The 14,669-nt window shown below is 64.5% G+C and carries 11 protein-coding genes; 3 read left to right on the forward strand and 8 right to left on the reverse strand.

The window, feature by feature from the left end; translation table 11 throughout:
- Window positions 1–5: 5 nt before the first annotated feature.
- Both purN and purH read left to right on the forward strand, forming a co-directional pair.
- Complete coding sequence (gene purN, locus IE92_RS0108625) at window positions 6–587, forward strand: phosphoribosylglycinamide formyltransferase (RefSeq protein ID WP_030148098.1); 582 nt, start codon at window positions 6–8, stop codon at window positions 585–587.
- Window positions 588–609: 22 nt separating this feature from the next.
- Window positions 610–2,226: a bifunctional phosphoribosylaminoimidazolecarboxamide formyltransferase/IMP cyclohydrolase gene (gene purH, locus IE92_RS0108630; RefSeq protein ID WP_030148099.1), complete on the forward strand. Its 1,617-nt coding sequence runs from the start codon at window positions 610–612 to the stop codon at window positions 2,224–2,226.
- A 178-nt stretch (window positions 2,227–2,404) separates the two neighbouring features.
- Here the strand turns inward: purH and IE92_RS18310 are convergent, their stop codons facing one another.
- Window positions 2,405–2,920, reverse strand: a complete 516-nt coding sequence (locus IE92_RS18310; RefSeq protein ID WP_156027479.1) for a hypothetical protein — start codon at window positions 2,918–2,920, stop codon at window positions 2,405–2,407.
- A gap of 870 nt (window positions 2,921–3,790) precedes the next feature.
- Here IE92_RS18310 and IE92_RS0108635 point away from each other — a divergent pair.
- On the forward strand, window positions 3,791–4,066 hold the full coding sequence (locus IE92_RS0108635) for a hypothetical protein (protein WP_030148100.1): 276 nt from the start codon (window positions 3,791–3,793) through the stop codon (window positions 4,064–4,066).
- Between the two features lie 306 nt (window positions 4,067–4,372).
- On the opposite strand, the gene IE92_RS0108640 is transcribed toward IE92_RS0108635, so the two are convergent.
- From IE92_RS0108640 to IE92_RS0108670, 7 genes are all read right to left on the reverse strand, one after another.
- Window positions 4,373–4,849 carry a hypothetical protein gene (locus IE92_RS0108640; RefSeq protein WP_030148101.1) on the reverse strand — a complete coding sequence of 159 codons (477 nt, stop codon included), beginning with the start codon at window positions 4,847–4,849 and terminating at the stop codon, window positions 4,373–4,375.
- Between the two features lie 180 nt (window positions 4,850–5,029).
- Complete coding sequence (locus tag IE92_RS0108645) at window positions 5,030–7,267, reverse strand: RICIN domain-containing protein (protein ID WP_081863936.1); 2,238 nt, start codon at window positions 7,265–7,267, stop codon at window positions 5,030–5,032.
- 102 nt (window positions 7,268–7,369) lie between these two features.
- Window positions 7,370–9,688 (reverse strand): RICIN domain-containing protein, encoded by a 2,319-nt coding sequence (locus IE92_RS16625; RefSeq protein WP_051701669.1) that lies wholly within the window; start codon window positions 9,686–9,688, stop codon window positions 7,370–7,372.
- Between the two features lie 18 nt (window positions 9,689–9,706).
- A complete protein-coding gene (locus tag IE92_RS0108655; RefSeq protein ID WP_081863935.1) occupies window positions 9,707–11,392 on the reverse strand; it encodes a beta-N-acetylhexosaminidase in 1,686 nt (561 codons plus the stop codon).
- Between the two features lie 2 nt (window positions 11,393–11,394).
- Window positions 11,395–12,264 (reverse strand): carbohydrate ABC transporter permease, encoded by an 870-nt coding sequence (locus IE92_RS0108660; RefSeq protein WP_211250768.1) that lies wholly within the window; start codon window positions 12,262–12,264, stop codon window positions 11,395–11,397.
- Window positions 12,261–13,253, reverse strand: coding sequence for a carbohydrate ABC transporter permease (locus IE92_RS0108665; protein ID WP_030148106.1), 993 nt, complete (start codon window positions 13,251–13,253; stop codon window positions 12,261–12,263). Before IE92_RS0108665 ends, IE92_RS0108660 begins: the two co-directional genes overlap by 4 nt.
- Window positions 13,254–13,328: 75 nt before the next feature.
- Complete coding sequence (locus IE92_RS0108670) at window positions 13,329–14,651, reverse strand: extracellular solute-binding protein (RefSeq protein WP_030148107.1); 1,323 nt, start codon at window positions 14,649–14,651, stop codon at window positions 13,329–13,331.
- Window positions 14,652–14,669: the final 18 nt, after the last annotated feature.

Genomic DNA, 14,669 nt, shown 5'->3' on the forward strand with positions numbered 1-14,669 from the left:
ATCGGGTGCTCTCACTCGTTGTGCTGATTTCCGGGACCGGCTCGAACCTTCGGGCGCTGCTTGAGGCAACTCGCGAACCCGGATATCCGGCGCGCGTGATCGCCGTGGGTGCCGACCGCGACGCCAGCGGCCTGGAGCACGCCGCAGAGTTTGGGATCCCCACCTTCACCGTGCCCTTCCGCGAGTACGCCTCGCGCGAGCAGTGGGGTACCGCGCTGCTGGCAGCGATTGGCGAATACACTCCGGACCTGGTAGTCCTGAGTGGCCTGATGCGCCTGGTCCCGGACAACGTGGTCTCCGCGCTGTCCCCGAACCTGATCAACACCCACCCCGCCTACCTGCCCGAATTCCCCGGTGCGCACGGTGTGCGCGACGCGTTGGCCTCCGGTGCCAGCCAGACCGGTGCCTCGATCATCGTGGTGGATAACGGCGTGGACACCGGGTCGATCATCGTTCAGGAGCGCGTGCCGATCCTCGCCGATGACACCGAAGAAAGCCTGCACGAGCGCATTAAACCGGTGGAACGCCGGCTGCTCGTGGACACCGTTCGGCGCATCGCCGACGGTCTGGATTTATCCGCACGATAACAACCAAACACTAGGAGCACCCATGGCCGGCCCCCGTCACGATGCACACCTGTACCGAAACCGCGATCTCGTTCCCGTCCGCCGCGCACTGATTTCGGTCAGCGATAAGACCGGCCTGCTGGAGCTTGCCGCGGCCCTGGCGAAGGCGGGGGTGGAGATTGTCTCCACCGGTTCGACCGCTCAGACCATCCGCGATGCCGGCCACCAGGTCACCGATGTGGCCGCGGTCACCGGATTCCCCGAGGCTCTCGATGGTCGCGTGAAGACCCTGCACCCCGCCGTGCACGCGGGCCTGCTCGCCGACCTGCGCCTGGAGTCCCACGAGGCTCAGCTGGCCGAGATGGGTGTGGCACCGTTTGAGCTCGTGGTGGTGAACCTCTACCCGTTCGTCGAGACCGTCGCCTCGGGTGCCGTGGGTGATGACGTGGTCGAGCAGATCGACATCGGGGGTCCCGCGATGGTGCGTGCCTCCGCCAAGAACCACGCCAACGTGGGCATCGTCGTCTCCCCGGAGTCCTACGCCCGGGTGATCGAGGCCGTCGCCGCGGGCGGAACCACCCTCGCCCTGCGCCGTGAGCTGGCCGCACAGGCCTTCGCCCACACCGCCGCCTATGACACCGCCGTGGCCGGCTGGTTCGCGGACAACGCGGAAGGTGCCGACGGCACCGACGGCGCGGACGCCTTCGCCGAGACGCTGACCATCCGGGCCGAGCGCCAGGGTGTGCTGCGCTACGGCGAGAACAGCCACCAGGCCGCCGCACTCTACTCGCGTACCGGCGGGCACGGCATCGCCCAGGCCGAGCAGCTGCACGGCAAGGAGATGAGCTACAACAACTTCGTGGACGCCGATGCCGCCGTGCGCGCCGCTTACGACTTCGTCAATCCGGCGGTCGCGATCATCAAGCACGCGAACCCCTGCGGTATCGCCGTGGCCAGCCCCAAGGCTCCCGACGCGATCGCCAGCGCCCACCAGCGCGCCCACGAGTGCGACCCGGTCTCAGCCTTCGGTGGCGTGATCGCCGCCAACCGCACGGTCACCCTGAAGATGGCCGAAACCGTGAAGGAAATCTTCACCGAGGTCCTGGTTGCCCCGGACTTCGAGCCCGAGGCCCTCGAGGTGCTGAAGACCAAGAAGAACCTGCGCCTGCTGCGCCTACCCGAGGGCTTCACCCCGGAGACCAGCGAGTTCAAGCAGATCTCCGGCGGACTGCTGGTTCAGGAAGCCGACCGCTTCGGCGCCGATGACGTGGATGCCACCTGGACCCTGGTCACCGGTGAGCCCGCCGACGAGGACACCCTGGCCGACCTGCGCTTCGCCTGGAAGGCCTGCCGCGCGGTGAAGTCCAACGGAATCCTGCTCGCCCACGCCGGTGCCTCGGTGGGCGTGGGCATGGGCCAGGTCAACCGGGTGGACTCCTGCCACCTGGCCGTGGACCGTGCCGGTGAGCGTGCGGTCGGCTCCGTCGCCGCCTCCGACGCCTTCTTCCCCTTCGCCGACGGCCTCGAGGTCCTGCTCAAGGCCGGCGTGCGCGCCGTCGTCCAGCCCGGTGGTTCGGTGCGCGATGAGGAGGTCATCGCCGCCGCGAAGGCCGCCGGCGTCACCATGTACTTCACCGGAGAGCGTCACTTCTTCCACTAACAAGAACGAGCGGCTGGCAATGATTGAGTATCGTTGCCAGCCGCTGTTTTATGCGCTTTTCCGTGTTGTGAGACGTGGGGGTAATTGGTCCGTAGTTGACTATTCTGCGGACTGTGCGCGGACTGGCGCTCCCCTGCGCGCGTTTTGTGTGCCGAATGTTCGGCATCGTTATTTTCGCCTACGCCGGTGCGACGCAAGTGCATCGGTCTCCGCAGTTGCCATAGTGCGCGACGCTCTCAGGCCCTACCATTCCAAGTGCGAGAGCTATCGTAAGCGCGTTACGTCCAGTCGGCCCGAGACGGAACACTGAACCTTCCCACTGCGGCTGGTTCGTCCTTACTTTATTTACGATTGCTCCTTTATTGGCGAGCTCCAGGAACTGTTCACGATCGAGCTCTCTTTTGGGGTCTTCCAGAAGCAGGTCGAACAGCTCCGGTGAAACTGTCTCTATCCACTCAGGGTGCACAAAGTCCTTGGGCACTGCGATCCATCGCGCCCCATCGTAGACGGCGACGGGCTCGCCCCCAGTGAGCGCAGTTCCCCCGCCGAACCTAATCACTATGCTGCGGACGCCACTTGTTTCAGTGAGAATTGCTCTGGCCCGATTCTGCGCTTCTTCTGCTGAAGAAAATGAACCGATGCGTGATAGCCGGCCGTTTTCCGAGTAAGTAATCGCGTATCCACTGATAATCATGACCCTTGTTTAGCGGATCTGATGCAAACAATCTAGATCAGACGCCACCAATCATTTTGATTGGTACGGCGGGTAACCAAGGTCCCAAGCCATACCGGATAAGCCGGCAACCCCGAATAGGGTCTGCCTGACATGTGAGCTTGTGACTATGGTGTCAGGATGAGAATTGAAACGAAGAGCGCGAAGTTTGACATGACCACTCGAGGTGGCCGCAAGGGGCTAGAAAAGCTCTTGGCGGATGGGTGGACAGTTGCCGAAAAGCAGGAGAAGAAACTTCTCGAGTGGGGACGGAAGACCGTTTTTGTACTCACTCGCCCAAAGCCTGAATAGGCGTCCTATATAGGTGCAGGAACTCGTTGCTGAGGTATCCGCGCGGGGTCGGGTCTACTCGAGCTATCGCCCCCATCGTCGAGGCAGGATTGGGCACCGTTCACCGTGACCTGGCAGGCGTCCCGAATGGAACAACTACCCTGGTGCCCGAGTCGATTACCGCATCAATTACGCAGTAGCAAGGCTGACCATCGAGTCTATAAACAGTCAATTGTAGGTAAAGAAATGATCGGCTAATCACCAACCACTAAAGGAGAGAAATTATGGATTCCACTACAGTCATTTGGTTTGCAGTTATCGTTGTGGTTGTGCTGATTAGCGTTGGCTTTTTCAACAAGATTAAGAAATGAGCTCGGGTTAATTCCAACTAAAGCGTACCTACCAGGCCTGATTCGCCTAGCTCGTCGTGAGGTGTCAACTCAGACCGTCTCGACAAACGCTAAGGGTCTGATGCACGTTTAGGTGACGGTTTGACCTGACCTGCGGTTTGGTCGACTCCTGATCTGTGAGGATTTCGGTTCTCATGGAAGGAGGGCCAACGTGCCCAAATCGTTCCCCAAAGAGTTCCTCCACGACGTCATTCCGGTCGAGCCTCGGGGCGAAGCCCCGATCAGCCGCATCGCGGAAAACTTCGGTGTATGGAATGCGATAGCAGGGAAAGCCATCGAGTCGTATTTGTATGTGAGCTCGTGCCACCTCACCATACGTCGTATCGATCACGCTGAAGAACTCCTGCGCGCGTGGCTCGTCGATGGAAAATCCTTCGTTCCACCATGTGGGGTTGAAGCCAGCATCGCTGCGATAATCAGGGATTAGGCGATACCCGATCGTTCGCGACTGGATGATTCTCACGGGCTTAAGCGTTAACTCCACCGTGCCATTATCACGTATCTAAATGTCTCCGATGATTTGTTGAAGTCACACAGTAATCGTTGATGTGGCGTGCCTGTATCAAGCACTTGGTGAAATCGACCGAGGTGTCTTCGCGTTTGGCCTTAAGCACGAAACCCTCACCTAGGTGAGGGTCCGGCAAGGCGGGAAGTTTCCTTCCTGCCCTTCCAAGCTACGTCGTAAGTCGATGATTTCCAAGGACCAAATGAATTCGATTCGGCTGGTCCTGAGCTACTCGCGGCGGAACTCGCACAGGCGCTCGAAATCGATGCCGCAGTTGTAGGTGATGCGCACCTCGCCCCAGACCACGTGGGTTTGGAGGTTCAGGGGGCGGGTGTCCGGTCGGTCGTTGGTCAGGGTGAGGTCGCGGTTCTCACCCGGGGTGAATGTCCAACTGCCGGTGGCGGTAGCCGGGTCACCGCCCTCGGGCCCGGGCCCGGGGAGTTTGGCGACGTTCTTCGCGGTGAGGGTTCGGTCGGCGCGGAAGAGGAGGACACCGCCGCCATCGGTCGCATTCCAGGTGCCCACAACCTCCTCGGCGCGCAGCGGAATGGTGCCGGTCACCGTGCGGGCGATCAGCGGGGACAGGGCGAGGCCCAAAATGACGATGACCGCGATCCCCAGCAGAACCAGGTTACGACGGGTACTGCGCAGCCTGCCCGCGGGCGTGGGCTGGGCAGCCGGAAAGAACCAGGCGCTGAGTGACATCGTTCCCCCGATGAGTTGTGCGGTGCGGCGCGGACGCGCGTGGGTGTGAGCTTAGGCAGACACGGCTGGGCATGGGCTTTGAGCCCGGAGCAGCCGTGCCTTGATGCTAGCGAGCGCATCGGCGGCACTCCACCGGCCCCGTCACGGTGCGACACATGGGGAAAACGCATGAGTACCCGGTTAGGGCAGCGGTGTGAGGGCCAGGCGCTGTGAGGACTCGGGACGCACGTCGCCGGTCGCCCCGGGCTGCGCATTCCACTGCCGGATCGGAGCGGTGACGGCGGGAGCGTTCGCGTCTGAGCCCAGGCTCAGCGCGAGCCCGCTGTAACGGTTGACCAGGCGATACTCATCCGTTGGTGTGCTCGCACCGCGCTCGCCGGTGACCCGGGTAACCCGCTGGAAGGACCACTGCTGGCCGATCCGGGCGTCGCCCTCCGACGCCGGGGCTGCCAGGGCCGGGACCGCGCCCCAAGCCCGCCCGGCATTACCCGAGGCATCCACCCCGAGAACCTGGTCGGAACCGTCGGCCGTGATCGTGAAGAATCCGTCCTCGGTGCTGGTGAACCGCCAGGCCGAAGCGTCGTCCACGCCGAGTTTCGCGCCACCCGTCGCCTCGATCCGATACGGTTTCCCGGTTTTCACCGGGGGCGCGGGCAGATCCCTTTTCGAGAGCGGCTCGATCGTGGTCTCCGAATACTCCGAGGTGAAGGTGGAGCACTCGAAGGAGCAGTACGAGCGGAAGGTTTTGCCGAGGATCGTGCCCGACGTGCGGCTCCCCGAGTCGAGCAGCCAGCGGTACCAGGCGGCATTCTTATTGGATTCAACCGTGCCCATATCCGTCCATTTTTGGGTGGCCAGATCGTCGGTCGCGTAGAAGTGTAGGGGCGTCTGCGTCTCGGTGTCCTGGGCCAGCGAGTTCTGCGGGGTACCGATGTATTTACCGAGGTAGGCGCTCCAGGCGATGTTCATCACGGTGAGCTGCGAGTCATCCGGCAGGGTGCCTGCGGCGACCTGCGCGGGCTGGGAACCGGGCCGGGTGGGATCGTAGTCGTCCTTCGGCGCGGTGTAGCCGGGGCCGTTGCCGTCGGCGGGGATGATGTTGCTCTCCTTCCCACCGGTACCCGGCTCCTGCCACGCGCCGTCGTACCATTTTTGCCAGGAGTTCGGGGCCATCTTCTGGGCGATGGGCGCGCGGGCCACGTGCTGCATCCAGGTCTGGCCCTTCTCTACCCCGGGTTTGGCGATCGTGCGGGACGCATAGAACACGTAGAAGTAGCCCGAGGCGTTGTCCACAAACAGGCGCTGATCCCCGTCCCCGTAGTAGTAGTTATCGGCGGGGAAGGTCGCCGTATCGCCGCGCTCGGTGCCAAAGGGCGAGGTGAGCACCTGATCCTTGATCGCCCAGGTTTTGCCCTGATCCGTGGAGACCGCATAGTCGATCGCGTCATAGTGCATCCGGTCGCCAAACGGTGCCGGGGTGAACTCGTTGTGGACCAGGCCGTACCAGTCGCCCGAGTCGGGATCCACCCAGACGCCCGCTAGATCGCAGTAGTTGCGCTGCGAGTAGCGTTCATGCCCCTCGGCGTATGTGCTGGTGAGCCCGGTGGGGCTGTTGTTGCAGCGCCAGGTGGTGTCGTTGTTTTTATCCAGCGGATTGGCGGGATTGACGGCCTCGTTGAGTTCGGTGGCCGGCACCGCCTGGTCCACGTTGGGGCCGGTGATGAACGACCACTCGCGCGGACCGTCACTCTCATACTGCGCATCCGCGTACTGCTGGATAAAGGTACCGTCTCGGTCGATGATCGAGGCGTTGGGGGTGTCCGCATAGAACTGGTTTTCCACGGCCGGGCCGCCGCTCAGCGCGTAGCGGGTGCCGGGGGCGGTGTCCGCTTTCCACTGCTGTGAACCCTGCGCGGGATCGCAGGAGGCGAGCCCGATCCGCGCGCGATTACCCGGGGTTCCCTGCACCGCCAGACACTTGGCGGACTTGGCCGAGTACAGGGTGCCATCGGGCAGCGCGGCAAACCGCTGCTGCGCCGACTTCCTGGTGCAGGTCCCCAGCTGAACCAGGGCACCGGTGGCATCGGAGCCGTCGGTGACCTCGAGGCAGCGATCAAAAGCGCGCACCGTTCCATCGTCTTCCCAGGTCCATTGCTGGGCGGAGGAATCGTTGCAGCCAAACAGCTGGACCGCGGTTCCGGCTGTCGACTGGGAATCGCGGACATCGAGGCAGCGGCCATTGCCGATGATCGGGCTCGCGGCCCGGGCGGTGGAATTTGTTGATGCGGTGAGCAGCGGGATCACACACACCGCGATCAGGGCAAGCAGTACGGCCGTCAGCACAATGCCACGGACCCGGACCCTCCTCTTCGGTGGGGTTGAGGCGAGGGTGCGGCCGGATGGGTGGGTGCTGGGCATGGTGGTGCTCCGTTCACGTCATTGGGAATTCATGCAGTGGGGGAGGCGGGGGAGATCGGTGGCGGCGTTCGGCCCGGAACCGGGCCGAACGCCGCCGACCGACTAGGGAAGCGGGGTGAGGGTGAGTCGCTGCGCTGCTTCGGGACGGGAATCGCCGGTGGATCCGGCGGGCGCGTTCCACTGGCGGATGGGCGAGGTGGCGGTGCGCAGGTCACCGCCGCCGGTTACGCTCAGCGCCAGTCCGCTATAGCGGTTGACCAGGCGATACTCTGCGGTGGGCACCGAGGCTCCGGCGGGCGAGGGCACCGTGGTGACCCGCTGGAAGGACCACTGCTGGCCGATCCGTGCGTCCCCGGTGGTGGCCGCCGCGGCCAGAGTGGGGACCGCGCCCCACGCCCGTCCGGCGTTGCCCGAGGCATCCACACCCAGAACCGACCCGGTTCCGACCGCGCCCAGGGTGAAGAACCCATCGCCGGTCGCGGTGAAGGTCCACGCCGAGGTGCCGCCCACGGTGAGGTCGCCCCCGCCCGCGGCGGTCACCCGATAACGGGTGCCGGCGCTCACCGGTGCCTGCGGAAGGTCACCCGCATTTTTGGGTTCGATCGTGGTTTCCGAGTACTCCGAGGTGAACGTGGTGCATTCAAAGGAGCAGTAGGTACGGAAGGTTTTGCCGAGGATCGTGCCCGAGGTGCGGCTGCCCGAATCGAGGAGCCAGCGGTACCAGGAGGCATTTTTGTTGGAGTCCACGGTCCCCAGATCCGTCCACTTCTGGGTGGCCAGGTCGTCGGTCGCATAGACGTGCTGTGGCGTCTTGGTCCCGGTGTCCTGGGCCAGGGAGTTCTGTGGGGTTCCGATGTACTTCCCGAGGTACGCACTCCAGGCGATGTTCATCACCGCGAGCTGCGAGTCATCCGGCAGGGTTCCCGCCGCTACCTGCGCGGGCTGGGACCCGGGCCGGGTGGGCGAATAGTCATCCGCGGGGGCGGTAAAGCCGGGACCGTTGCCATCGGCGGGGACAATGTTGCTCTCTTTGCCGCCGATGCCCGGCTGCTGCCAGGCTCCGTTGTACCACTTCTGCCAGGAGCTCGGTGCCATCTTCTGTGAGATGGGCGCGCGGGCTACGTGCTGGAGCCAGCTCTGACCGGGGGCAACGCCGGGCTTGGCGATCGTGCGGGACGCGTAGAACACGTAGAAGTATCCCGAGGCATTGTCCACAAACAGGCGCTGGTCTCCATCGCCGTAGTAGTAGTTGTCGCCGGGGAAGGCCGCGGTGTCGCCGCGCTGGGTGCTGTAGGGGGAGGTGAGCACCTGATCCTTGATGGTCCAGGTCTTGCCCTGGTCCCGGGAGACCGCATAGTCCACCGAGTCATAGTGCATGCCGTCGCCGAAGGGCGCCGGGGTGAACTCGTTGTGGACCAGGCCGTACCAGTCACCCGAGTCCGGATCGACCCAGACCCCGGCAAGGTCGCAGTAGTTCCGCTGCGAATACGTGGCACTACCGGCGGCTACCGTGCTCTTTTTCCCGGTGGGACTGTTATCGCAGCGCCAGGCGGTGTCGTTGTTTTTATCCAGCGGATTGGCCGGGTTGACCGCATCGTTCAGCGGAGACGGCGTCACGGTATCCACGTTGGAGCCGCTGAGGAACTTCCACTCACGCGGATCGTTTTTCCCATAGAGGGCGTGGGCGTACTGCTGATAGAACGTGCCATCCCGATCGATATAGGGACTGTTCGGGGTATCGCTGGCATAGGTGTTCTTCTGGGCCGGGGCACCGGTAAGTGTATAGCGCGGGGCCGGGGCCGTCTGCGCCTTCCACTGCTGGGCGGGCTTACTCGGATCGCAGGAGGCGAGCCCCACCCGGGCCAGATTTGCCGGGGTACCCTGCACCGCGAGGCACTTGGCGGATTTGGGCGAATAGATGGTGCCGTCGTGCAGTGTCGCGAAGCGCTGCTGCACGGCACCGGCCGTGCAGGTGTAGAGCTGGAGGAGCGCACCGGTGGCGTTGGATCCGCCGGTCACATCCAGGCACTTACCGAAGATGCGCACGGTTCCGTCGTCTTCCCAGGTCCACTTCTGAGCGGTGGATCCGTTGCAGTCGAAGAGCTGGATCACCGTGCCGTTGGCGGTGCCGAAGTCGGCATCGTCCAGGCATCGGGTCCCCGAGGTGATGGTCCCGGCCGCGGCTAGCCCCGCGGTCGGGGTGGCGGTATTCACCGAGGCGGTGGCGCTCGCCGGGACGATGGTACTCACCGAGGTGACGGTCTCGGTCGGAATGGTGGCGTTCGCCGGATCGGCCGCCAACGGCACCACGGCCGCGGCAACCAGGGCGAACAGGGCACCGGTCAGCGCGAGGCGCCGGACCGGGGTGGCCGGGTGGGACCGAGAGGTTCGGTCCCACCCGTGTGAGAGACGGTTGTGCATAATGTTGCTCCGTTCACGTCATTGTTTGGGGTGCTGCGGGGGAAGGGAAATGTTTGCCACCAGCTCGGCGATGTGCGCCGCGCGTTCGGCGGGGTCGCTCGGCCGGCCGGGAACCTCGGGGCGCTGCTGCCACGGGTGCGGCCCGGCCTCGGGGCGATACTCCACCCCGATGGCGTCCAGGCGAGCCAGGTGACGGCGCAGCCGGTTCTGGAACTCGACCACGTCGCCATCCGAACCCCAGAGGGTCTCCGCCAGCGCACACAGACGCGGGAAGGCCGCATAGTCCACCGCACGCACGCCGTTGAGGTGCTCGGTCCAGATGTTGGCCTGGCCGCCGAGCACCAGCGCCTCCTCCTCGGGGGTGGCTCCGGCGGGCACCGGGTTGAACGCAAAGACGTCGGCCACACTCACCGGAATTCCCACCTGGATGGGCTCCTCGGGCAGATCGGACTGACGATAATCGAGGTACACCTGGTCATCGGGGCTTGACACCACGTGGAAGCCGCGGGCCAGCGCGCTGCGCGCCCCGGTCATGCCGCGCCAGGAGGTGATGGTTGAATCGGGGTGCGGATCGCCCTCAAGCAGCTCATCCCAGCCGAACGGCTTGCGTCCGCGGGACACGATATGGGCCGACAGCTTATTCAGGAACCAGCCGTGCAGGTCGTGTACATCGCTCAGTCCGCGCTCGCGCACGAGCTGCTGGGTGCGGGGGTCGTCGCGCCACTGATCGGTGGGGCACTCATCCCCACCGATGCCGATGTGGGAGCCGGGGAACAGGTCCATGACCTCATCCAGCACATTGGTGAAAAACTCGACCGTGGAATCCTCGGTGTTCAGCACGTTGGGGTTGATGCCCCAGCGGGTGAAGACCTCGAGGTCCGGGCCGCCCTCACCGTTCGCGTCCACGCCGATACCAAGCTCGGGGTAGGCGGCAATCGCCGCCTGCGAGTGCCCGGGCAGATCAATCTCGGGAACCACGGAGACGTGCCGCGCGTGCGCATAGGCCACGATCTCGCGGATATCGTCCTGGGTATAGAATCCGCCGTGCGGACGGCCATCACCCGGCGCATCACGCACCGGACCCTGCTGGGACTCACGCCGCCAGCCGCCCACCTCGGTGAGCTTCGGATAGCGGGTAATCGCGATCCGCCAGCCCTGATCCTCGGTGAGGTGGAGGTGCAGCACGTTGAGTCGGTGCATCGCGATCAGGTCGATAAAGCGCAGGATATCGGCCTTGGGCAGGAAGTGCCGGGCCACATCCAGCATGACCCCGCGCCAGCCAAAACGCGGCGCATCCTCGATGCTCACGGCGGGCAGGGTCCACTCGGTGTTCGGACGAATGGCCGCCGCACGATACGCCTCGATCGGCAGCAGCTGACGCAGCACCTGCGCCGCATAAAACGCCCCGGCCGCGGCCCCCGCGGTGATCGCGACCCCGTGGGTTTCGATGCGCAGCCGGTACTCCTCGGCACCGAGCGCCGGATCCAGGAGCAGGCGGATGCCGCGCTCGCCGGATTCGGGGTCGATGGCCGTGGGGTCCTGGGTATCCAGGTCGAGTCCGGTGGCCGGACGCAGCACCTGCTGCAGCCAGCGGCGTGCCTCCACGAGGGCCGGATCCGCGGCGATGCGGGTCGCCGAGGTGAGCGTGTAACCCACCGCCCACTCGGTTTCGACGCTGCGCGGCTGGGGGACTAAAGAGGTCATTACTATCCCTTCACGGACCCGGCGGTGATCCCGGATACGAGTCGACGTTGAACAAGCATGAAAAACACCACCACGGGGAGGGCAAACAGAACCGACGCGGCCATCTGCCCGCCAAAATCGGTCCCGTGTGTCGGGGTGCTAAAGGTAGCCAACCATACCGGGAGGGTATACATGGCCTGATCCTTCATGAATGTGTAGGCAATCAGGTAGTCGTTCCAGGCGGTGATGAACGCAAACACGCTGGTGGAGATCACACCGGGGGCAACCAGTGGGAAATAGATCCGGGTGAGCATCTGCCAGCTGGAGGCACCGTCGATCTGCGCGGCCTCGCCCACCTCGGCGGGAATGGCCACAAAGAACCCGCGCATGACCCAGATCGCAAACGGCAGGGTCAGCGAGATATAGGCCAGGATCAGCCCCGCGTAGGTGCCGAGCAGGCCCACACTGTTGAAGATCAGGAACTGCGGGATCAGCAGTGAGGTGGCCGGCAGCATCTGAATCACCAGAATCGCGACCAGGATCGAACGTCGGCTGCGGAACCTGAACACCGAGAGCGCGGCGGCGGCCAGCAGGCCCATCAGGATCGCACACACCACCGCGATAATGACCACGATCGCACTGTTGGCGAGGTTGCGCAGGAACCCGGTCTGGGTGACCGCGACCACAAAGTTGTCCACCGTCGGGTTTTCCGGCCAGAACTTGGGCACCGGGCTCATCAGCTCCGAGCGCGGCTTGAACGCGGTGTTCACCATCCAGTAGGTCGGGAAGATCCACACCACACAGAAGATCACGGCAATCGTGGTGGCCTTCCAGCGCAGTGGGCGACGGTGCCGGCGCGCGCCGGACCGGGGACGGGCGATGGTGGCACTCACAGTTCCTCCCCCGATCGGATCAGGCTGCGAATATAGACGGCCGTGAGGCCCAGCAGCATGAGCGTGGTGACCACGGCGATGGCGGCACCGCGGGCGATATCAAAGCCCACAAAGGCGGTGGTGTACATGAACACTCCCAGCGTTGAGGTGGCGCCGTCCGGGCCGCCCGAGGACACCAGCCAGATCTGGTTGAAGATATTGAAGTCCCAGATGACCGAGAGGATGGTGACCAGGAACAGGGTGGGCTTCATATGCTGCAGGGTGACCGTGCGGTAGATACGGAACTCACCCGCACCGTCGAGCCGTGCCGCCTCGATGTACTCCCCGGGCACCTGGGTTTCGGCGGCGTTCAGGGTCAGCGCGATGAACGGGACCGCCTGCCACACCACGAGCATCCAGATGCTGGTGTAGGCCAGGACCGGATCGTTGGCCCAGTTGGTGTTGGTCATATCGCCGAAGACGTGCAGCTGGGTCAGTAGCCAGTTCATCACGCCGTAGCCGGGCTGAAACAGCCAGGTCCACACCAGCGAGGCGGCCACGTTGGGCATTGCCCAGGCGCAGATCAGTACGATCGTGACCGCGAGGCGCATGCCCGTATTCAGCCGGGTCAGCAGGTGCGAGATACCCATCCCGATCAGCACACTGCCGGCCACCAGGGCCACGGTGAAGCCGATCGTTCGCAGGACCGAATACCAGAACTCGGGATCGCCGAGCAGCGCCGTGTACTGGTCGAATCCCACCCCGGCAAACGCACCGGTGAACAGGGAGCGCTGGCCAAAATCGGTAAACGAGATGAACACCACAAACACGATCGGTGCCAGGGTCACCAGGGCCAGCAGGATCCCGCCCGGCGCCAGCAGCGCAAAGGGAGCGAGGTTGCGTCGGCGGCGTGGGCCGCGCCCGGTGGGAGGCGGTGTGTGGGGTGCCCGGGTGTCGCCGGCGGGACGCGACTGTGCGTCCGGCGGGAGAAGCGTGGAGGTGGCGTTCATGGTGTCCTTCGGAATGCCGTGACTGTGGAGTGGGGTTCCGGGCGGACCAGGGTCTGCCCGCCCGGAACGTGGGTGCTACTTTTTGTTGAGCGTCTTTTCCGTGGCCTGGTCGAAGGCTGCTGCCGCGTCCTTGGCACTCTTGGCTCCCGAGGCGATGCTGGTGAAGAGGTTGTTGATGCTCTTGTCCCCCTCCAGATCGGCCCAGCGTGCGGCGGCCGGGGTGGCCCGGGAGATCTGGGTGGCGTCGAAGAATGCCTTACGGGTGGGGTCGAGGGTCGCGCCGATCTCCGAGGCCAGCTCGGTCGAGTTGGGAATCCACCCGTTGCTACCAAACACAAAGTCCTTCTGGATGGTCGGGCTGGCGGCGATCTTGGTCCACTGCAGAGCCAGATCCTTGTTGGTGGTCTTGGTCGGGATGCCCCAGTCGGATCCGCCGATCAGCACCGGCTGCGGCTTCCCCGAAATACCCGGCAGCGCGAAGGCCCCCAGATCATCGGCGGTGAGGGCGGGGTTGGCCTTGAGGACCTGGGAAATCAGGCCGTAGGTGGCGATGATGGCCGAGGTCTTCCCATCGGCAAACACCTGCACCTGGGCGGGGCTCTGTACATCCAGGGTCTGCGAGGCCGGGGTCGAGTAGGTGTTCTGGAAGTCCTTCCAGGCCTCCAGACCCTTCTGCGCCTCGGGACTGCCGAGCGCACCGCTCCAGGTGCCGTTCTTGACCGTGGCGATGTCTCCACCGGCATCCCATACCCACTGCAGGCTGGCCTGCCAGTTCTGGCCGGGGAAGTAGAGCGGCGAGAAGTCGGCCTCGGTGTTGGCGGCCTTGACCTTATCCAGCGCCGCGGTGAGCTCGGCGTAGGTGGTGGGGGCCTCGGTGACTCCGGCGGCGGCCCAGATCTTCTTGTTGTAGAGCACTGCGCGGCTGCCGGCGAAGCTCGGAACCGCGTAGAGGGCGCCGTCCACGGTGGCGGGCTCCTCCAGGCCGGTGACCCAGGTTTGGCCCTGCTGGAGGTCCTTCTTATACGGGGTGAGGTCGAGCAGACCGCCGTTTTCGGCGAAGCTGGCGACCTGGGTGTTGCCAAGATCCAGCACGTCCGGCGGTGTCGAGGTGGCCAGGGCCGTGGAGATCTTGGTGGTGATCCCGTTCCACTGCTGTTCCTGGATGTTGACCTTGGCACCGGTCTGCTTTTCAAACTCGGCGTTGATTGCGGCGATGGTGGCCGCGTCGTAGTCGTCCTGCATGGTCCAGACGGTGATGGTTTTACCCTTCCCATCGGTCTTGGGCACGACGGTGTCGCCGGTAGCCGCGCCGCCGTTGGCGGTCCCGGAACAGGCGGTCAGCAACAGCGCCGAGGCCGCGGCCATCGCGACCAGGGTGCCGGTTTTCGAAAAACGCATGTGAAGCTCCTTCATTGG

Origin of the sequence: Mycetocola saprophilus (genome assembly GCF_000718085.1) — a bacterium.
Lineage (GTDB): Bacteria > Actinomycetota > Actinomycetes > Actinomycetales > Microbacteriaceae > Mycetocola > Mycetocola saprophilus.

Excerpts from the sequence above, each read along its gene's own strand:
- IE92_RS0108640 (WP_030148101.1), bottom strand. The coding sequence starts at position 4,849 with ATGTCACTCAGCGCCTGGTTCTTTCCGGCTGCCCAGCCCACGCCCGCG.
- IE92_RS18310 (WP_156027479.1), bottom strand. The coding sequence starts at position 2,920 with ATGATTATCAGTGGATACGCGATTACTTACTCGGAAAACGGCCGGCTA.
- purH (WP_030148099.1), top strand. The coding sequence starts at position 610 with ATGGCCGGCCCCCGTCACGATGCACACCTGTACCGAAACCGCGATCTC.
- IE92_RS0108645 (WP_081863936.1), bottom strand. The coding sequence starts at position 7,267 with ATGCCCAGCACCCACCCATCCGGCCGCACCCTCGCCTCAACCCCACCG.
- IE92_RS0108665 (WP_030148106.1), bottom strand. The coding sequence starts at position 13,253 with ATGAACGCCACCTCCACGCTTCTCCCGCCGGACGCACAGTCGCGTCCC.
- IE92_RS16625 (WP_051701669.1), bottom strand. The coding sequence starts at position 9,688 with ATGCACAACCGTCTCTCACACGGGTGGGACCGAACCTCTCGGTCCCAC.
- IE92_RS0108670 (WP_030148107.1), bottom strand. The coding sequence starts at position 14,651 with ATGCGTTTTTCGAAAACCGGCACCCTGGTCGCGATGGCCGCGGCCTCG.
- IE92_RS0108655 (WP_081863935.1), bottom strand. The coding sequence starts at position 11,392 with ATGACCTCTTTAGTCCCCCAGCCGCGCAGCGTCGAAACCGAGTGGGCG.